General features: G+C 65.2%; 15 protein-coding genes. 11 read left to right on the plus strand and 4 right to left on the minus strand.

Going from position 1 to position 18,617, the window contains the following annotated elements:
• Positions 1-9 precede the first annotated feature (9 nt).
• From ccmE to smc, 6 genes are all read left to right on the plus strand, one after another.
• Positions 10-516, plus strand: coding sequence for a cytochrome c maturation protein CcmE (gene ccmE, locus AC5WNI_RS01945; protein ID WP_285460521.1), 507 nt, complete (start codon positions 10-12; stop codon positions 514-516).
• The gene (locus tag AC5WNI_RS01950) at positions 516-2,516 is read left to right on the plus strand and encodes a heme lyase CcmF/NrfE family subunit (RefSeq protein WP_285460617.1); all 2,001 of its coding nucleotides are present in this window, start codon (positions 516-518) and stop codon (positions 2,514-2,516) included. The genes ccmE and AC5WNI_RS01950 overlap by 1 nt, the downstream gene beginning before the upstream one ends.
• Positions 2,513-3,091 carry a DsbE family thiol:disulfide interchange protein gene (locus tag AC5WNI_RS01955; RefSeq protein WP_487885608.1) on the plus strand — a complete coding sequence of 193 codons (579 nt, stop codon included), beginning with the start codon at positions 2,513-2,515 and terminating at the stop codon, positions 3,089-3,091. The genes AC5WNI_RS01950 and AC5WNI_RS01955 overlap by 4 nt, the downstream gene beginning before the upstream one ends.
• Positions 3,088-3,636 (plus strand): cytochrome c-type biogenesis protein, encoded by a 549-nt coding sequence (locus AC5WNI_RS01960; RefSeq protein WP_487885609.1) that lies wholly within the window; start codon positions 3,088-3,090, stop codon positions 3,634-3,636. The genes AC5WNI_RS01955 and AC5WNI_RS01960 overlap by 4 nt, the downstream gene beginning before the upstream one ends.
• The gene (ccmI, locus tag AC5WNI_RS01965) at positions 3,633-4,997 is read left to right on the plus strand and encodes a c-type cytochrome biogenesis protein CcmI (protein WP_368448047.1); all 1,365 of its coding nucleotides are present in this window, start codon (positions 3,633-3,635) and stop codon (positions 4,995-4,997) included. The genes AC5WNI_RS01960 and ccmI overlap by 4 nt, the downstream gene beginning before the upstream one ends.
• Before the next feature lie 249 nt (positions 4,998-5,246).
• Complete coding sequence (smc, locus tag AC5WNI_RS01970; RefSeq protein ID WP_487885611.1) at positions 5,247-8,768, plus strand: chromosome segregation protein SMC; 3,522 nt, start codon at positions 5,247-5,249, stop codon at positions 8,766-8,768.
• An 89-nt stretch (positions 8,769-8,857) separates the two neighbouring features.
• Here smc and AC5WNI_RS01975 read toward each other — a convergent pair whose 3' ends face one another.
• Positions 8,858-9,298 (minus strand): hypothetical protein, encoded by a 441-nt coding sequence (locus AC5WNI_RS01975; protein ID WP_285460517.1) that lies wholly within the window; start codon positions 9,296-9,298, stop codon positions 8,858-8,860.
• Here AC5WNI_RS01975 and AC5WNI_RS01980 point away from each other — a divergent pair.
• The 3 genes from AC5WNI_RS01980 (at position 9,281) to AC5WNI_RS01990 (ending at position 13,201) form a co-directional block, all read left to right on the plus strand.
• Entirely contained in the window at positions 9,281-10,294 is a 1,014-nt protein-coding gene (locus AC5WNI_RS01980) for a cell division protein ZipA (protein ID WP_487885612.1), read from the plus strand. The two genes, AC5WNI_RS01975 and AC5WNI_RS01980, sit on opposite strands and share 18 nt — an antisense overlap.
• Positions 10,295-10,727: 433 nt before the next feature.
• Positions 10,728-12,830 carry an NAD-dependent DNA ligase LigA gene (gene ligA, locus AC5WNI_RS01985; protein WP_487885622.1) on the plus strand — a complete coding sequence of 701 codons (2,103 nt, stop codon included), beginning with the start codon at positions 10,728-10,730 and terminating at the stop codon, positions 12,828-12,830.
• Between the two features lie 68 nt (positions 12,831-12,898).
• Complete coding sequence (locus AC5WNI_RS01990) at positions 12,899-13,201, plus strand: YheU family protein (protein WP_248379925.1); 303 nt, start codon at positions 12,899-12,901, stop codon at positions 13,199-13,201.
• A 140-nt stretch (positions 13,202-13,341) separates the two neighbouring features.
• On the opposite strand, the gene mnmC1 is transcribed toward AC5WNI_RS01990, so the two are convergent.
• From mnmC1 to AC5WNI_RS02005, 3 genes are all read right to left on the minus strand, one after another.
• Positions 13,342-15,645: an FAD-dependent 5-carboxymethylaminomethyl-2-thiouridine(34) oxidoreductase MnmC1 gene (mnmC1, locus tag AC5WNI_RS01995; protein ID WP_495928583.1), complete on the minus strand. Its 2,304-nt coding sequence runs from the start codon at positions 15,643-15,645 to the stop codon at positions 13,342-13,344.
• A 141-nt stretch (positions 15,646-15,786) separates the two neighbouring features.
• On the minus strand, positions 15,787-16,086 hold the full coding sequence (locus AC5WNI_RS02000; protein ID WP_176676085.1) for a YciI family protein: 300 nt from the start codon (positions 16,084-16,086) through the stop codon (positions 15,787-15,789).
• On the minus strand, positions 16,086-16,667 hold the full coding sequence (locus AC5WNI_RS02005; RefSeq protein ID WP_043333711.1) for a septation protein A: 582 nt from the start codon (positions 16,665-16,667) through the stop codon (positions 16,086-16,088). The genes AC5WNI_RS02000 and AC5WNI_RS02005 overlap by 1 nt, the downstream gene beginning before the upstream one ends.
• A 251-nt stretch (positions 16,668-16,918) precedes the next feature.
• On the opposite strand from AC5WNI_RS02005, the gene AC5WNI_RS02010 reads away from it, so the two are divergent.
• Both AC5WNI_RS02010 and AC5WNI_RS02015 read left to right on the plus strand, forming a co-directional pair.
• Positions 16,919-17,893: a PHP domain-containing protein gene (locus AC5WNI_RS02010; RefSeq protein ID WP_495928584.1), complete on the plus strand. Its 975-nt coding sequence runs from the start codon at positions 16,919-16,921 to the stop codon at positions 17,891-17,893.
• A 65-nt stretch (positions 17,894-17,958) separates the two neighbouring features.
• Positions 17,959-18,582: an L-threonylcarbamoyladenylate synthase gene (locus AC5WNI_RS02015; protein ID WP_107335589.1), complete on the plus strand. Its 624-nt coding sequence runs from the start codon at positions 17,959-17,961 to the stop codon at positions 18,580-18,582.
• Positions 18,583-18,617 lie beyond the last annotated feature (35 nt).

The raw sequence follows: 18,617 nt of genomic DNA on the forward strand, positions 1-18,617 counted from the left end.
GCCCTGACCATGACTCCCAAACGCAAGCAGCGCCTGTATATCGTCACGGCCATCGTGCTGCTGGCCGCCCTCGCGGTGGGTCTGACCCTCTATGCCCTGCGCGCCAACATCAACGCCTTTTATACCCCGACCCAGATCGCCAGTGGCGAAGCGCCCCAGGGGCGGCAGATCCGTGCGGGTGGCATGGTGCGTGATGGCAGTGTCAGGCGCGACAACGAGACGCTGGATGCCATCTTCACCGTCACCGATTTCGATCATGATGTGACGGTGCATTATCAGGGCATCCTGCCGGACCTGTTCCGTGAAGGGCAGGGCGTGGTGGTGATGGGCACCTTCGATGGTGATCATCTCGAGGCCAGCGAAGTGCTGGCCAAGCATGACGAGAAGTACATGCCGCCGGAGGTATCCGATGCACTCAAGGCCTCCGGGCGCGATGTGTCTGGTAACAGGACGGGCAACCTGGCCAGCGACAGCAGCGCTACCAAGGCCGCGATCGATCCGCAGGAGGCCCCGTGATGGTGATGCAACTGTTGCCGGAAATCGGCCACTTCGCGCTGATTCTGGGTGCCTGTCTGGCCTGTGTGCAGGCTGTCGTGCCGCTGGCGGGGGCCAGCACGCGTCGCCCGCTGTGGATGAGCTTTGCCCAGCCGATGGCCTGGGGGCAGTTCCTGTTCGTGCTGATCGCCTATGCCTGCCTGACCGCGAGTTTCCTGCTGGATGATTTCAGCGTCGCCTACATCGCCAACAACTCCAACAGTCAGTTGCCGTGGTACTTCAAGTTCAGTGCCGTCTGGGGCAGCCACGAGGGCTCGGTGCTGCTGTGGAGCCTGATTCTGGCCGGCTGGGGCTTTGCCGTCTCGCTGGGCGCGCGCCATCTGCCGCGCGACATGCTGGCACGGGTGCTGGGCATCATGGGGCTGATCTCCACCGGCTTCATGGCCTTCGTGCTGCTGACCTCCAATCCCTTTGCGCGCCTGTTGCCTGACATGCCGGCTGACGGCGCGGACCTCAATCCGCTGCTGCAGGATATCGGGCTGATCATCCACCCACCGATGCTCTACATGGGTTACGTGGGCTTCTCGGTGGCGTTCGCGTTCGCGATGGCGGCACTGATGGGCGGGCGTCTCGATGCCGCCTGGGCACGCTGGGCGCGCCCCTGGACCAACATCGCCTGGGCCTTCCTGACCGTCGGCATCGCATTGGGCAGCTGGTGGGCCTACTACGAGCTCGGCTGGGGCGGCTGGTGGTTCTGGGACCCGGTGGAGAACGCCTCCTTGATGCCGTGGCTGGCCGGTACCGCCCTGATCCATTCGCTGGCGGTCACCGAGAAGCGCGGCGCCTTCAAGAGCTGGACGGTACTGCTGTCGATCTTCGCCTTCTCGCTGTCACTGCTGGGCACCTTCCTGGTGCGCTCCGGCGTGCTGACCTCGGTGCACGCCTTCGCCAGTGACCCCGACCGCGGGCTGTTCATTCTCGTGCTGCTCGGCATCACCGTCGGTGGCTCGCTGCTGCTGTTCGCGTTGCGCGCACCGCGCGTACGTTCGACGCTGGGCTTTCACTGGCTGTCGCGAGATGCCTTCCTGCTGGTCAACAATCTCGTGTTGCTGGTGATGATGGTCACCGTGCTGCTGGGCACTCTCTATCCGCTGGTGCTGGATTCGCTGGGACTGGGCAAGATCTCGGTGGGCCCGCCGTACTTCAATGCGCTGTTCGTGCCGCTGACCACGCTGCTGTGTGCCTTCATGGGCCTCGGGCCGGCTTCGCGCTGGAAGCAGATGCCGGGCCGCGAGCTTACGCGCCGTCTTGCGCTGGCCGGCAGCGCGGCACTCGTCATCGGTGGCCTGCTGCCACTGACGCTGGATATCGAGTGGAGTTTCCCGGTGGCACTCGGGCTGGTCATCGCGCTGTGGGTGGTGCTGCCGCTGCTGCGCGACCTGTGGGACAAGAGTGCCTCGAAGGCGGGGCGCTGGGCGGGGCTCAAGCGCCTCACGCCCAGCTACTGGGGCATGCAACTGGCGCATCTGGGGCTGGCAGTGACCATCGTCGGCGTGACGCTGGTCTCCAATACCGAGGTCGCCGAGAACGTACGCATGGTGCAGGGCAAGGAGGTCAGCGTGGGCGGCTATCAGTTCCGCATGACTGAGCTTGGCGAATATCGCGGCCCCAACTACCTGTCGGACCGCGCCACGGTGGAAGTCAGTCGCGATGGCAAGGCGGTGACGACACTGCATCCCGAGAAGCGTCTGTTCCTGGCCAGCGGCATGCCGATGACCGAGACCGCGCTCGATGCCGGCTTCACGCGTGACCTCTACGTCGCCATGGGCGAGAAGCTGGATGACGACAGCTGGGCGGTACGCATCCAGGTCAAACCCTTCGTGCGCTGGCTGTGGCTGGGCGCCTTGCTGATGGGGGCGGGCGGTGTGATCGCCGTGCTGGATCGCCGTTATCGCCGCCGTGTCGAGGCCAGCACGGCGTCTGACACCCACTCTATCGCCACACAGGAGGCTCGCCCATGAATCTTCGTCGTCTGGTGCTGTTCGTGCCGCTGGTGGTCGTGGTGGGGCTGGGTGCCTTCCTCTACCAGCGCCTCGATGATGACCCCTACGCACGGGACTCCGCGCTACTGTCGCGGCCCTTCCCCGAATTCTCGCTCAGCACCTTGAGTGAGCCGCAGGCGCGCCTCGATGCCTCGCTGCTCAAGGGGCAGGTCAGCCTCGTCAACGTCTGGGGCGAGTGGTGCCCGACCTGCAAGCACGAGATGCCGCAACTGCTGGATCTCGCCAGCCGCGGCGTGCACATGGTCGGCGTCGACTACAAGGACACCCGCGCCAAGGGGCGCCAGTTCCTGGAGGAGTTCGGCAACCCGTTCAGCGTCAATCTGTTCGACCCCGACGGCGCCCTGGGCTTTGATCTTGGCGTCTATGGGGCACCGGAAACCTTCCTGGTCGATGCCGAGGGCGTGATCCGCTATCACCACACCGGCTACATCCGCCCCGAAGATGTCCGCGACGTCATCCTGCCGACGCTTGAACGCATTGCAGAGCCCGCGCCTGACGTCGCCAGCACGCCCGATGAGGAGGCCAGCTCATGAAATCCGTACTCAGGAGTGTCGCCATCCCGCTGGTGCAGGCGCTGGTGGTGCTGATGTTTCTTGCCTGGCTGTCTGCCGGCAAGGCGCATGCCGCCATCGAGATGCATCAGTTCGACAATCCGGTGCTGCAGAAGCGCTACGACAGCCTGACTGCCGCGCTGCGCTGCCCCAAGTGCCAGAACCAGGCGATCGGTGACTCGGACTCCCCCATCGCCGGTGACATGCGCCAGAACGTGGCTGATCTGCTCAAGGACGGCCGCAGCGACAGCGAGATCCAGAATTTCATGGTCGCGCGCTTCGGCGAGTACGTGCTCTACAACCCGCGCCTTGATGGGCGCACCTGGCTGCTGTGGGGCGGTCCGGCCGTCCTGATTCTGCTCGGCTTGCTGGTCGTGACGCTGATCGTGCGTGCCCGGCGGCGTGCGCGTGTGCGTGCGCTGGATGATGATGAGCAGGCGCGCCTGTCGGCGCTGCTCGCCACGCACTGCCAGTCCGGCGATGAGCAACCCGGCGCTGGGCAACATGCTGCCAAGGAGCGCTCATGATCCTGTTATGGCTGGCGATTGCCGTGCTGTTGATTCCCGCCGGCTGGCTGCTGTTGCTGCCGTTGCGGCGGGCGCGCCGCGTGCATGCCGATCAGCAGGCGTTCGAGGACAACGACAGCCTCGGCGCCGAGAACGTGCGTGTCTATCGGCGCCGACTGGCCTCGCTGGAGCGCGGCCATGCGCGTGGTGAGCTGGATGACACGGCGCTGGCGGAGGGGCGGGTCGAGCTGGAACGCAGCCTGCTGGAAGATGCTGAATCCCTGAAGCGCTCTCCGCTCAAGGCGGCCAGCAGCGGCCGTGTGCTGGTGCCCGTGTTGCTGGTGGCGATGGTGGCGGGCTCGCTCTACTGGTATCAGCGCGAGGGCGCGAGCGGGGACCTGGCGCTGGCGCAGGCGATTGCCGCCACGCCGATCCACGACGCCGCCAGCTTCGAGGCGCGCATCGCCCGGCTGCGCGCCGAGGCCGAGGCCCAGCCCGATAACGCCAAGGTATGGATGGCGCTGTTCCCGCTCTACCGCGATGCCGGACGCCTCGATGAGGCCATGCAGTCGCTCGAGGCGTTGATCGCGCTCGAAGGCCGCGTGCCCGCATTGATCGCGCAGCTGGCGCAGCTCAAGTTCTTCGCCGCCCAGCGTACCCTGACCGATGAGGTGCAGACGCTGGTCGACGAGGTGCTGGCGGACGATCCGCGTCAGCCGACGGTACTCGGTCTGCTCGGGATCGAGGCCTTCGATCATGCCCGCTATCCCGAGGCCATCGATTACTGGCGCAAGGCGATTGCCGGTTTCGAGAATCCCGATGCCGCCAAGGCGCTGCGCGAAGGCATCAAGGCCGCACGCCAGCGCATGGCCAGTGCCGGTGATGTCGATGCGTCGGTCGCCCTGGCTCCCTCGGCAGCGAGAGATAAAGACGCGGCGGATGCGCAGGGAGCGAGGGCTGATCAGGACACCAGAGAGGGCGCTGCACGTCTGACGCTCAAGGTGTCACTGGACCCGGCGCTCGAGGCGCAGCTGGCGGCGCTGCCGGTCAGTGCCGAAGCGGCGACCCTGTTCATCGTGGCGCGTGATGGCGAAGGCAAGTTGCCGCCGCTGGCAGTGGTACGCACCACCGCGGACAAGCTGCCGCTGACGCTCACTCTGTCGGATGACAACGCCATGGCGCCGATGGCAAGGCTCTCGATGGCGGAGCGCGTCGATCTCGTGGCGCGTATCTCCGCTTCCGGCCAGCCGACGGCCCAGCCGGGGGATCTCGAAGGCACGCTCGAGAATGTCATCGTTACTCGCAGCACCGATGCTGGTGTCACCCATGAGGCTGCGGACGCGCCGCTGATGCTGCGTATCGACCACCGCGTCACTCAGTAAGCCGCGATTGGTCCCTGCCCCGCGCGATGACGGCTTCGTTTGTCATTGCGCCGGTTGGGGCCATCGCCGCTTTTGGGTAGACTGCGCGCTGGTTTTCGAAAACCCCCTCGATGACCGGCTGTCTCGTCGTAAGGACATGTTTACCCTGCGGTGGTGCGGGATCTCCCCACGGAGGTCTGCAAGGCCGGAGCGTGTCAGGTTTTCTGCACCAGCCACTCTTCTCCCAGACTCAAGGACGCGCCAGGCGCAATGCGGCTCAAATCGATCAAGCTGGTCGGCTTCAAATCCTTCGTCGATCCGGTCACCGTACCCTTCGACAGCAACATGACGGCGATTCTCGGCCCCAACGGCTGCGGGAAATCCAACGTCATCGATGCTGTGCGCTGGGTGATGGGCGAGTCCAGCGCCAAGAACCTGCGTGGCGAGTCGATGACGGACGTCATCTTCAATGGCTCCACCGGGCGCAAGCCGGTGGGGCAGGCCTCCATCGAGCTGACCTTCGACAATGCTGATGGCAGCCTCGGTGGCGCCTGGTCCGAGTATGCCGAGATAGCGGTCAAGCGTCTGGTGACGCGTGACGGCCAGTCCGGCTACTTCCTCAATGGCCAGAAATGTCGTCGGCGTGATATCGCCGACGTCTTCCTCGGTACCGGCCTCGGGCCGCGCTCCTACTCCATCATCGGTCAGGGCATGATCTCGCAGCTGATCGAGGCGCGCCCGGATGACCTGCGCAGCACCCTCGAGGAAGCCGCGGGCATCTCCAAGTACAAGGAGCGCCGCCGCGAGACCGAGAACCGCATGAAGCGCACTCAGGAGAACATGGAGCGCCTGGATGACCTGCGTGAGGAGCTCGACAAGCAGCTCGAGCGCCTCAAGCGTCAGGCCGAGGCCGCCAAGCGCTATCAGACCCTCAAGCAGGATGAATACCGCCTCAAGGGCGAGCTGGCCGTGCTGCGTCGGCGGGGCCTGCGCGCGCAGCAGCGCGAGCAGCAGTCACGCGTCGCGGAGCTGGAAACCGGCGTCGAGCGCGAGATTCTCGGTCAGCGTCAGTGCGAGAGCCAGCTGGAAGAGCAGCGCTATCAGCACGACGAGCTGGCGGGAGAGCTGGAAACCCATCAGGCCGCCTTCTATGAGACCGGTGCCCAGATCGCGCGTCTCGAGCAGAGCCTCGAGCACGCCCGCACCCGTGAACAGCAGCTGGCGGCGGATCTCGAGATGGCCAGGCGCGAGCTGAGCGACATCCAGCGCGTCGAGGGCGAGGACGGCGAGCGGCTCGAGATGATCGATGCGCGTCTGGAAGACATCGCCCCGGAGCTCGAGCTGGCCCGCGAGACCCTTGAAGGACTCGAGCTGTCACTGGAAGAGGCCGAAGAGCGCCGCCAGGACAGCCAGAGCGAGTGGGAGCGCTTCAGTCAGGCCGACAACGAATCCCAGCGTGGCGCCGAGCGGGCCCAGAGCGAGATCCAGCAGCTCGAGAATGCCATCGCCGACGCCGAGCGCCAGCGCGAGCGCCGTCGTCAGCAGCTGGCGGAGCTGCCGGATGTCGCCGAGTTGCGTGAAGCCCGCGAAGAGCTGCGCGAACAGCTCGATGAATTGTCGCTCAGCGGCGAATCACTGGAGTCGCGCCGCGAGCAGGCCAGTGAAGCCCGTGAGCAGGCTCAGGCCGATCGTCTGGCGCTGGATGGTGAGCGCGATCAGCTGCGCCAGCGTCGCAATGTCTTGCAGGGCGAGAAGGCCTCGCTTGAGGCACTGATCGACGCGGCGCTGCGTGATGACGATGACAGCCTGGCGAGCCACCTGGAGCAGCATGGGCTCGCCGAGACCCCGGCGCTGGCCGAGGGGCTCGAGGTCGCCGAGGGCTGGGAATCGGCCAGTGCCTGGGTACTGGGCCCCTTCCTCAAGGCGCGTATGGCGGCGGGCGAGCCGTCGCGGCTGGCCACGCTGATGGATGAGCTGCCCGGCGGCGAGCTGTTGCTGATCGATGGCACGCCGGCATCCAGCGCGGCAGCCCGCCCAGAAGGCACACTGGCGGCGCAGGTGAGCGGCGCGGATGCCCTGACTGGTTGGCTGGCCAGCATCCACTGTGTCGAGTCGCAGGCAGCCGCCTGGGCCAGGCGTGACTCGCTGGCCGCGCACGAGAGTGTACTGACGCCGGATGGCCTGTGGCTGGGGCAGGGCTGGAGTCGCCGTCAGGTGGCCGGTGAGCGTGCCGATAGCGTCATCGCCCAGCGGGCGCGCCTCGAGCAGGTCGTGCTGGAGCTCGAATCACTGGATGAGCGTCTCGAGGAGATCGAGACGCGCCTGGCCGCGGCCGCGGAACAGATTGCCGGCGCCGAGCAGCAGCTCGAGCATCTGCGCGTCGAAGAGCGCGAGCTGGGCGAGCGCCAGCGTGAACTCAGTCTCAAGGAGGCCGGCATCGCCAGCCGCCTGGAGCATGTCGATGGCCGCGCTCGTGAGCTGGATGAGGAGCTCGAGCAACTGGCGGAAACGCGCGAGACTCAGGCCCTGACGCTGGAGGAGGCGCGCGAGCGCTGGCAGCAAGCATTGGAGGCGGTCGAGAACAACGCCCAGTCACGTGAGTCGCTGGAGCGTTCACGGCGTGAACATCAGGAAGCGCTGGCCGGGCTGCGTGCTCAGCTGGCGCCCGCGCGTGAGCAGGTCAACCGTCTCGACATGGAGCGTCAGCGCCTGACCACCGAACGTGACGGCATGCAGGGCCAGCGCATGCGAGCCGTCGAGCAGCGCGAGAAGCTCGCCGAGCGCATCGAGATGCTCGAGGCCAGCCGTGAAGAAGCCTCGCTGCCGCAGGAAGAAGAGCGCGAGAAGCTTGAGATGCTGCTCGAGACGCGTCTCTATCAGGAAACCAAGCTCAACGCCTGTCGTGACAAGACTCATGAATTGGTCGAACAGATGCGTCAGGCGGAACAGGCGCGTCAGACTCATGAGCGCAATCTCGAGGGGATTCGCCAGCGCCTCGAGGAAGGCCGCATGCAGGTGCAGGCGCTGACCCTCAAGGGCGATGCGCAGGACGAGCAGCTGACGGAGCTGGGCTACGACGAGGCGGCGATCAAGCAGCTCGAGGACGAACTGGACCCCAATGCCACCGAGTCAGCCTGGAGTCACAATCTTGAGCAGATCGGCGAGCGCATCAAGCGGCTGGGGGCCATCAACCTGGCAGCCATCGAGGAATACGACCAGCAGGCCGAGCGTCGCAACTATCTGGAAGCCCAGCATGCCGAGCTGAGCGAAGCGCTGGAGACTCTCGAGCGCGCCATCCGCAAGATTGACCAGGAAACACGGGTGCGCTTCAAGGACACCTTCGACAAGGTCAATGCCGGAATCCAGGCGCTTTTCCCCAAGATCTTCGGGGGCGGAACCGCATGGTTGACGCTGACGGGTGATGATTTGCTGGAGACGGGAGTCGCGATCATGGCGCGGCCACCGGGCAAGAAAAACTCCACCATTCACCTGCTGTCAGGCGGCGAGAAGGCACTGACGGCACTGGCGCTGGTCTTCGCCATCTTCCAGCTCAATCCCGCGCCGTTCTGCATGCTCGATGAGGTGGATGCGCCGTTGGATGATGCCAACGTCGGACGCTATGCAAGGCTGGTGAAGGAGATGTCGGAAAGCGTACAGTTCATCTATATCACCCATAACAAGATCGCCATGGAAGCGGCGGATCGGCTGATGGGTGTCACCATGCAGGAACCCGGCGTCTCGCGCCTTGTCTCTGTAGGGATAGAAGAAGCTGCCGTGCTTGCCGAAGCGTGAGGGAAAAGCCGTTCAGGAGGGCAAGGTCATCCTCCGGCGCGGTAGCCAGTGGCCGCCTTGGCGGCCTGGTTGGCAAGATCGTGTTGCATCTAGACATCGAAAGCACTACGAGTTTGCGTCATAGTGTCAGTCAGGGATAATTGAAGGGCGATTGCGCAGGTCACCACCACAGGATTGACATTCGAAAAAATGTCCCCTTTTTCTGCAATCGCGCTATGCTGTTCACGTGCATGGTGCCCAAGCAAACAGGCTAATGACCCATGGAATTGAGAGAGTGGCTCATCTTGTTGGGGTTGGTGCTGGTCGCAATCATCGTCGTTGACGGTGTGCGCAGGCTCCAACGTCAACGTCGAGTACCCCGACTGGATCGAGCGGGTACAGAGGATTTCACCGACGATGCGGGCAATCCCGCGGTGGAAGAAGAGGAAGAACGTGACAACTGGGAGCTGCCGAACGGCGGCTACCGGGTGGTTGGCGATTCCGGGACGCATGCCGAGACCGAGGAAGATGTCGTGCTCGACAATGCTCATGGCATCAAGGCCTCGCGGGTGACTCAACCGAGTCGTCCGGTGCAGCCCATGGAGCGTCGTGAAGCGCCGGAGCGCAAGGGCTTCGGCGAGCGTGCGGCTGCCTTCGGTGCGCGTGCCAGCCAGTCGATGCGCGACGTGACGGCCAGTCTGGGCGCACGGCGTGATGACGAGCATGAGCACGACGATGCGCATCGTGAGCCCGTGCTCGGCAGTGCCTCCAGTGAACAGGCCGAGACGGCGCGCGAAGACGACTTCCATGAGAAGCCGGTGATCACCGCCGAGGACGACAGCATCAGTGTCTCCTCCACCCAGGCCGATGATCTCGAGCCGATGGCCGAGATCGAGGAAGGTCAGGATGCCAAGGCTGAGGTGTCCTCCGCTGGCAAGCCGGCCGATCTCGCCGACAATGCTTCCCCGCGCCAGGAACCTTCACTGGAAGCGGACGTCGCGCCTTCTGCCGATGCCGCAGCGCCCGAGGATGATCGTCATCCGCTGGTGCTGCGTGCCGAACGCAACCAGGTCGATGACCAGCTCGCACGTGACACCCTGGCCGATGCCAGTGAAGTCATCATCATCTCGGTGATGGCACGTGGCGACGAAGGTTTCAGTGGTGAAGACGTGCTGGGCATCTCGCTGGCCTGTGGTCTGCGTCATTCCGAGATGGGGCTGTTCCTGCGCCACGAGGAAGATGACGACGACAGCCCGCTGCAGTTCGCGATGGCCAACGTGGTCAAGCCGGGCATCTTCAAGCCGGCCGAAATGGTGGAAAGCCAGCTCGACGGCGTTACCTTCCTGATGCCGCTGCCGGGCGCGGACGACACCTCCGCCGCCTTCGAGACCATGGTCGAGATCGCCATGCTGCTGGTGCGTCGTCTGGGTGGTGAGCTGAAAGACGAGAACCACAGCGTCATGACGGCCCAGACCATCGAGTTCAAGCGCCAGCAGGTGCATGAATTCGAGCGTCGCAATCGTCTGCATCGCTACCAGGCCAACTGATCGACTCCCTAGCCATTCTCTGAGTCGAGCAGTCATGCCAGAACGCCAACGGCGACCTTCGGGTCGCCGTTGGCGTTTGCGTGTCCTGCCTATCTCTTGCTGCCTCCGTCAGCCTCCGATGTTCCATGACAGCGCCTGACGGTCGCTCGGAGTGCTTGAATGTTCGGCCCGTCGTTCACATTGAGTACAATGGCAGCATCAAGGCGTCCCCTCGGCATGCAAGCCCGTACAAGTCTGGTCGAGTCGTAGGGTTCGCCACCCGTTTTCAGGTCGCTCAGCGCTGCCTTATGGCAGTGCTGGCGAGCCACTGTTTCGAGTGAGTGTCATGTCAGCCCAGGATGATCTGTTTTCGGCGCCCGCCGATGAACCCAACGCCTCGAGCGCTTCTCGCTCCGCTGCACCGGCCGCGGTGGAAGGCGTGCCTGCCAAGGTGATGGAGGAGGTCGCGCAGCTGCACCGCGAGCTGCTCGAGGCCAGCCACCGCTATTACGTGCTGGATGATCCGACGCTGACCGATGCCGATTACGACATGCGCCTGCGTCGTCTCGAGGCGCTGGAAGCCGAATACCCCCAGCTGATCAGCTCGGAATCGCCCACCCAGCGTGTCGGAGCCGCGCCGGCCAGCGGCTTCGAGGAAGTGCAGCATGCAGTACCGATGCTGTCGCTCAACAACGCCTTCGATGACGATGAGTTGCGTGCCTTCGTGCAACGTGCGGCGAAAACGCTGGAGCTGGGAGATGCCCAGGATGCGGGTGACGAGCTGAGCTTCTGCTGCGAGCCCAAGCTCGATGGCCTGGCCGTGTCACTCATCTACGAGAATGGCGTGCTGGTGCAGGGCGTGACGCGCGGCGATGGCCGCACCGGCGAAGGCATCACTACCAACCTGCGCACCATTCGCTCGATCCCGCTCAAGCTGCGGGGGGATGACCTGCCGGAGCTGCTGGAAGTGCGCGGTGAGGTCTACATGAGCCATGCTGGTTTCGAGGCGCTGAATGCCCGCGGCCGCGACGAGGACGGCAAGGTGTTCGCCAACCCGCGCAATGCCGCCGCCGGCAGCCTGCGCCAGCTGGATTCCAATATCGCCGCCTCGCGTCCGCTGGAATTCTGCGCCTATCAGGTCGCGCGGGTGGATGATGCGCTGCTCGCCAGCGAGGCCGGCCAGAATCATTCCGGTCTGATGGCGCTGCTCAACGACTATGGCTTCCGTACCAGCCCGCAGCTAGAGGTGGTGCGTGGCGCTCAGGGCATCATCGACTACACCCGTCGTCTCGGCGAGCAGCGTGATGGACTCGATCACGACATCGATGGCGCGGTCATCAAGCTCGATGCTCTGCGTCTGCAGCGTGAACTGGGCTTCGTGGCGCGCGCACCACGCTGGGCCATCGCCTACAAGTACCCGGCGCAGGAGCAGGAAACCACCCTGGAAGGCGTCGATTTCCAGGTCGGACGCACTGGCGCGCTGACGCCGGTCGCCCGGCTGGCACCGGTGCAGGTCGCCGGTGTGGTGGTCTCCAACGCCACGTTGCACAACATGGACGAGGTGGAGCGTCTCGGCGTGCAGATCGGTGACAGCGTCATCATCCGCCGTGCCGGCGATGTCATCCCTCAGGTGGTGCGGGTCGCCAGTGAAGGTGCCAGCCGCGAAGCCATCGTGCTGCCGGACGGCTGCCCGGTGTGTGGCTCCGAGATCGAGCGCCTCGAAGGCGAGGTGGTGGCACGCTGCGCAGGCGGACTGATCTGCGCCGCGCAGCGCAAGGAAGCGCTCAAGCACTTCTCCAGTCGCAAGGCGCTGGATGTCGATGGCCTCGGCGAGAAGCTGATCGAGCAGCTGATCGAGCGTGAGCTGGTCAAGACGCCGGCGGACCTGTTCCACCTGGAAGCTGCCACCCTGGCCGAGCTGCCGCGCATGGGCGAGAAGTCCGCCGCCAATCTGGTCGCCTCGCTGGACAAGAGCCGCAACACCACCCTGGCACGCTTCATCTACGCCCTCGGCATCCGGGAAGTCGGGGAAGCCACCGCCGCGAATCTGGCTACGCACTTCGGCACGCTTGAAGCGCTGCGCGCAGCCGATCAAGCCGCGCTGGAGGCAGTGGAAGATATCGGCCCCATCGTTGCCGCGCATATCCATACCTTCTTCCAGCAGCCGACCAACAACGAGACGCTGGATGCGTTGCTCGCCTGTGGCCTGAGCTGGGAAGAGGTCGAGATCGGTGAGCGACCCCAGCCGCTGGCAGGCCAGACCTGGGTGCTGACCGGCAGCCTCGACAGCATGACGCGTGATGAAGGCAAGGCGCGTCTGCAGGCGCTGGGCGCCAAGGTGGCGGGAAGTGTCTCGAAGAAGACTGCTGGTGTGGTCGCCGGCGAGGCAGCGGGCAGCAAGCTCGAGAAAGCCATGCAGCTGGGCCTCACGGTGCTGGACGAAGAGACCTTCGTGAAGCGCCTGGCCGAATGGGAATCCGGTGCTGATGCACAGCAGGACAATCCGCAAGACAATGTGCAGGATAGCGCGCAAGACAGCGCGGGAGAGGATGCATGAGTACGGATACGTTGAACGATGCACCGCAGGCGGCGTCACGCCACCCTGATGATGGACAGGAGCTACCCATGAGCCAGATGCCACTTGATCAGATGGACCCGCGGGACCGCTTCATCGAGGTGCCGCAGACCATGCTGCCCGCCGATACACGGCGCGCCCTGCTGGAAGCCTTCGTCACCCGTCAGGGCTACGACACCACTGATGTCGGTGAAGGCATGGCCGGCTGGGTCGCGGAGCTGGAAGGCCAGCTGTCACGCGGCAAGCTGCTGATCGTCCATGATATCGGCACCGAATCTACCGAGGTGATGACGCTGGAACAGTGGCAGTCTTTCGGTCGCCAGCTGGCAGATGATGAGGAAGAGGGCGACTGAGCCCTCCCGTTACAGGCTTTCAGCAGTCCTCTTGGCAAGCTGAGAAATAAAAATGCCCTTGGCGAGAGCCAAGGGCATTTTTCATTGGCAAAGCTGGTTCACCTGACCAGCGCGTGTCTTCGGCTCCAACGCTTGCCAGTTCAGCGCCGCTGGACGATATCGCGGATCAGGCGGCGTCCCGGGTGCAGGTGCTCGGCCAGTTCGCGTTCCATCGGCAGCGGCTCGCCACACAGTTGCGAGGCGATCAGTTCGGCGCACAGCGGGGCGGTGGTGAAGCCGCGTGAGCCGTGTGCGGTGGAGAGCCACAGGCCGGGAAGATGGGCGCCGCTCGACTGCGGCACACGCTTTTTCGCATCGAAGGCCATGGCAGCGTAATCCTCACGCCATTGCGCAGCGTCCGGCGCTGGACCGGCCAGCGGGCTCTTGTCCGGGCTGGCGGCGCGCCAGGCGACGCGTCCCTGCCAGTCATCGTCTTCCAGCCTTACGCCACGCCCCTGCTCCCAGGCGGCGACGAAGGCGGGCAGGGCACTGCGCAGCTCCGCGACATTGGCGGCGTGGTCTGCCTCGCGGACCGCCTCATCCTCATCGCGCGGGGCGAAGGTCGCGCCGAAACTGAGGGTCACGCTGCCATCGGCGTGACGCTGGCAGGGCGAGACATAGCCACCGGCACAGACCACGCTGTCGAGCATGGGCAGACCTGCTGCCTGTTCCGACGCTACCGTGATCTCGCTGACCTGGCCGCGAATCGGCTGCAGCGGCAGGTGCGCGAGCGGCTCGGGCAGGTGTGTCTGCTCCCCCAGCGCGACGATCAACTGATCGACTTCCATGCTGGTGCCGTCGCTGGTCTGCAGCTGCCAGCGTGGCGCGCCGTTGCCAATAGTCCCGTTTTCCTCGGCCTCCAGCGACTGAATGGCCTCGATGCGTGCCTGCAGGAAGCAGATGCCCGGCGTGGCGGCGAGGTGCTGGCAGAGCGCGCTGGGGCGAACCCAGCCCGCGACCGGATAGAAGAGGCCGTCGAAGGCAATCTCGCTGCCGGCGATTCGACTGGCCTCACTGGCGCTGACAGGCGTGAGCAGCGCCTCGGGCAGCGGGTGATTGTCGAGAAAACGCTGCTGGCGCTTGCGCTCACGCTCGCTGGTGGCCAGCTGCAGCACGCCGCTGGCGGACCACAGGGTCTGTTCGGGGTCGAGTCTTGCCAGCCAGCGTCGGCTGTACTGCAGCGCGGCTAGCTGGAAGCGACTGGCGGGGTTGGTCTCGGCGGCCAGCTTGACGTAGAGCGCGCCCTGGCGATTGCCGGAGGCGCGCGCGCCGGGGGCTCCGGCATCGATCAGCGTGACCTTCACACCGCGCCGCGCCAGCGCCTCGGCGCAGCTGGTGCCGGCGATACCGGCACCGAGTACCGCGACATGCGTCTCGCGACTGACAGGCGCGGGCTGCGGGGGCTGTGTCCAGGGCTGCTCATGACGCAGCGGATGCAGGGCGCCACGCACCGCGTGCTCCTGCATGGGGGAGTGGCCGGATGCGGGTGAGGCATCAAGCCCCATCAGTTCGGCGCGCGCGGCGGCGGTCGGTTCGTCCAGCTCGCCGCAGATCATCTCGCGCTTCATGCCGTGGCCGGGCACCTTGCGCCACACGAAGCCTGCCGCGCGCAGGCCACGACGCACGAAGCCCGCGGCAGTGAAGGTGGCGAAGGTCGCCGTGGGTCGCGAGACTCCCGCCATGGCAGCGAACAGCTCGGGTGACCACATTTCCGGATTCTTCGATGGTGAGAAGCCATCGAGGAACCAGGCATCGACGCCCCCCTCCAGGCGCGACAGACGCTCCACCGCATCGCCGAAATGCAGGTCCAGGGTGATGCGCTCATCCAGCCACAGGCGGTGCACGCCGAGGACGGCTGCGGGCCATTGAGCGACCAGCGGCTTCGCCAGTGAGGCGAGGTCCGGCCAGGCGGACAGCGCCCGCTCGAGATCCGCGGCGCGCATCGGGTGCTTTTCCACCGAGATGACATGCAGGCGCGCCTCCGCGGGTGCCGTGGCCAGAAAGCGCTGTGCGGCGCACAGGATGTTGAGGCCGGTGCCGAAGCCGGTCTCGCCGATCACGAAGGGGCGCGCCTCTTGCCAGTCACGAAAACGCTCGCTCAGCCGGTTGCTGTCGAGGAAGACGTGCACGGTCTCGGCACGGCCATCGTGGGTCGAGAAGTACACATCGCCGTAATCGGTGGCCTGTGGCGCGGTGTCATCCCACTCGAGCTGCGCCTCCTCCAGTGTCGCCAGCGGTGCCAATGGCACGTCCGGCACCACGCCGGGCGCCGTGACCGGCTCGATCGCACTCGGCGGCGTCGTGGCAGGCTTGCGTGCCGCAGTGCCCGAGGCGTCCTGGGGTGACGTCTTGCGGGCTGACGGATCGGGAGCGGGCTGGCGGGTAGAGGAGGGGCGATCGTTCACGGGCATTCCTGGCAGGAGGTCGAGCGGGAGAGCGGCACAGCGAGATAGCGGCAGAGCAAGGTCTGCAACGCAGACGACGGACAGCCAGGCTGTCCGTCGTCTGCGAGAAACCGCCGGTCAGATGACCGGTCGGGTGCCGGGCTAGGGCAGGGTCTGCTTGAAGGGCTTCACTTCAGCGCTTGCATAGACACCGGCGATGACGAAGGGATCGGCATCGGCCCACTTCTGGGCGTCTTCGAGAGAATCGAACTCGGCGATGATGACGCTGCCGCTGAAGCCGGCTTCGCCCGGTGCTTCGCTGTCGATGGCGGGGTTGGGGCCGGCGATGACCAGACGGCCAGCGGCGTGCAGTGCCTCCAGACGTGCCAGATGCGGCGGTCGCGCCGCCATGCGAGCTTCGAGGCTACCTTCGACGTCCTGACAGACAATGGAGTAGAGCATCACGAATCATCCTTTTGAGAATTGGTCGAGGAAGCGTTCTCTTCCTGAGGGGCCTGCACCATATGACGGGACAGGTAGACGCCCTGAACGATGACGAACAGCAGTGTCAGACCGAGCATGCCGAACAGTTTGAAATCGACCCAGATGTCTTCCGAATAGTGGCTGAAGACGTAGATGTTGAGGCCGCCCATGGCGAGGAAGAATACCACCCAGGCCAGATTGAGGCGGTGCCAGATGGGGCGCGGCAGCTGAATCGCCTTTTCCATCATGCGCTCCACCAGCGGCTTGCCGCCGAACAGCGGCGACAGCAGGAAGGCGACGGCGAACAGCCAGTTGACCACGGTGGGCTTCCACTGGATGAAGGAGCTGTTGCCGAACAGCACGGTCGCGCCACCCAGCACGACGACCAGCGCCAGGGTGACCAGCTGCATCTTCTCGACACGCTTGTGGCGCCAGTAGATATACAGCACCTGCGCGAGGGTCGCGGGAATCAATACGGCGGTAGCCATGATCATGTCGCCAGTCATCTTGTAGACGGCGAAGAAGATCACGATCGGCAGAAAGTCGAGCAACATCTTCATGGGTAATGCGCACTCCTGAACACGACGACGCAGCCGTCGGGAAGGCAAGGGCCTGTGCGAGTGGTATCCTGTCTGACACCAGCGGCGCGCCCCTGCCTGCATGTGCTCATTCTGCCGCCATTGCTGCCTGCTGACAAAGCCCCTGTGTGTCCGGGCGCGCATCGCAGCCAATACTGCCCGACGTCTGGCCCGCTGGATCGCCTGCATCTCAGGCATCGCGTGACACAGACGTTCATCCCGAGAGGTTCCCCGTGTCCGACGTCCCGTCCGACTCTTCGCCGATTTCCGCCCGCAAGCCGATCGAGTTTCGCCCGCTGCCTCAGCGCTTCGATTCCGATATCGAGGTGCCGGACATCGACCTGCACATGCATTCCACCGCCTCCGACGGCGGCATGGCACCGACAGAACTGGTGGCGCTGGCCGCACGGCGTGGCCTGTCACGCATGTCACTGACCGATCACGACAGCATGGAAGGCATCTTCGAGGCCCAGCAGGCCGCTCGCGCCGAGGGAATCTCGTTGCTGCCCGGCTGTGAGCTGTCGGTTCGCTGGCGCAATCAGACGATTCATATCGTGGCGTTGATGCCCGAGGGAGCCGGCGATGCGCTGAGTGCCGGCCTCAGACAGCAGCACGAGGCGCGTGAGCGCCGCAGCCACGAGATCGCCATGCGCATGGAAAGGCTCGGGCTCGAGAATGCCTACGAGCGCGCCCGTGAGCAGGCCATGCTAAGTGGCGCGGGCGACCGCCCGCTGTCACGCCCGGATTTCGCCCGCGCGCTGGTCGAGGCCGGAATTGCACGCAACCTGCAGGACGCCTTCAAGCGGCACCTGGGCGCAGGCCAGAAAGGCGACGTCAAGGCGCACTGGCCGGAGATGGAAGAGGCGGTGGGCTGGGTGCGTGCCGATGGTGGCATCGCCGTGATGGCGCACCCGATGCGCTACAAGCTGACGCGTACCAAGCGTGGCGAGCTGCTGCGTGACTTCATTGCCGCCGGCGGCGAAGGTGCGGAGCTGGTCAGCGGCTTCCAGAATATCGATCGCGCGCGTGACCTGGCGCGTCAGCTGGATGAGCTGGGCCTCTACGCCTCCGTCGGCAGTGACTTCCACTTCCCTGGCGGCCCGCTGGCCCCCGGCAGCATGAGCCCGCCGCCCCGCACCAAGGTGCCGCCCATGTGGTGTCACCCACGCATCGCGCCCTTTTTTGCGGCCGATGCTGCCTCCATGTGATATCAAGAGATCACCGTGACGCCAGTTCGCCTGCCGGGCTGGCGCCCAGACGCAAGGAGCACCGCATGGGACAGTTCTTCCAGATTCATCCCGAAAATCCCCAGAAACGCCTCATCGATCAAGCCGTCGCCATCATCCAGCAGGGTGGCGTGATTGCCTATCCGACCGACTCCGGCTACGCGCTGGGCTGTCATCTGGGCGAGAAGAAGGCCATCGAGCGCATCAAGCGTCTGCGTCAACTGGACGACAAGCACAACTTCACCCTGGTGTGTTCTGACCTGTCGGAAATCGGCACCTACGCCAAGGTCGACAACGCCATCTTCCGCCTGCTCAAGAGTCACACGCCGGGCGCCTATACCTTCATCCTGCAGGCGACTTCCGAAGTGCCGCGCCTTCTGCTGCATCCCAAGCGTCGCTCCATCGGCGTAAGGGTGCCGGACCACGCCATCACCCACGCCCTGCTGGAAACCCATCGCGAACCGCTGATGAGCGTGACGCTGATTCCGCCGGGCGAGGAGCTGCCGATGACGGACGCCGAAGAGATTCGCGAGCGATTCGGACACGCGCTGGATCTGGTCATCGACGGCGGCGCCTGCAGCTTCGAGACCACCAGCGTGGTGGACCTGCGCGAGCTGCCGCCGGTGATCGTGCGCGAAGGGCGCGGCGATATCTCGAGCTTTGTCGAGTGAGGCACGCTGCATGACTTGCGTGGCGAGATGTTCAT

This window comes from Cobetia sp. PDI-12MA (genome assembly GCF_059507695.1).

What these genes read in the sequence shown, in the direction of transcription:
- ccmE (WP_285460521.1), top strand. Translation starts at nt 10, where the DNA reads ATGACTCCCAAACGCAAGCAGCGCCTGTATATCGTCACGGCCATCGTG.
- AC5WNI_RS01950 (WP_285460617.1), top strand. Translation starts at nt 516, where the DNA reads ATGGTGATGCAACTGTTGCCGGAAATCGGCCACTTCGCGCTGATTCTG.
- AC5WNI_RS01955 (WP_487885608.1), top strand. Translation starts at nt 2,513, where the DNA reads ATGAATCTTCGTCGTCTGGTGCTGTTCGTGCCGCTGGTGGTCGTGGTG.
- AC5WNI_RS01960 (WP_487885609.1), top strand. Translation starts at nt 3,088, where the DNA reads ATGAAATCCGTACTCAGGAGTGTCGCCATCCCGCTGGTGCAGGCGCTG.
- ccmI (WP_368448047.1), top strand. Translation starts at nt 3,633, where the DNA reads ATGATCCTGTTATGGCTGGCGATTGCCGTGCTGTTGATTCCCGCCGGC.
- smc (WP_487885611.1), top strand. Translation starts at nt 5,247, where the DNA reads ATGCGGCTCAAATCGATCAAGCTGGTCGGCTTCAAATCCTTCGTCGAT.
- AC5WNI_RS01975 (WP_285460517.1), bottom strand. Translation starts at nt 9,298, where the DNA reads ATGAGCATTGTCGAGCACGACATCTTCCTCGGTCTCGGCATGCGTCCC.
- ligA (WP_487885622.1), top strand. Translation starts at nt 10,728, where the DNA reads ATGGAGGAGGTCGCGCAGCTGCACCGCGAGCTGCTCGAGGCCAGCCAC.
- AC5WNI_RS01990 (WP_248379925.1), top strand. Translation starts at nt 12,899, where the DNA reads ATGAGCCAGATGCCACTTGATCAGATGGACCCGCGGGACCGCTTCATC.
- AC5WNI_RS02000 (WP_176676085.1), bottom strand. Translation starts at nt 16,086, where the DNA reads ATGCTCTACTCCATTGTCTGTCAGGACGTCGAAGGTAGCCTCGAAGCT.
- AC5WNI_RS02005 (WP_043333711.1), bottom strand. Translation starts at nt 16,667, where the DNA reads ATGAAGATGTTGCTCGACTTTCTGCCGATCGTGATCTTCTTCGCCGTC.
- AC5WNI_RS02015 (WP_107335589.1), top strand. Translation starts at nt 17,959, where the DNA reads ATGGGACAGTTCTTCCAGATTCATCCCGAAAATCCCCAGAAACGCCTC.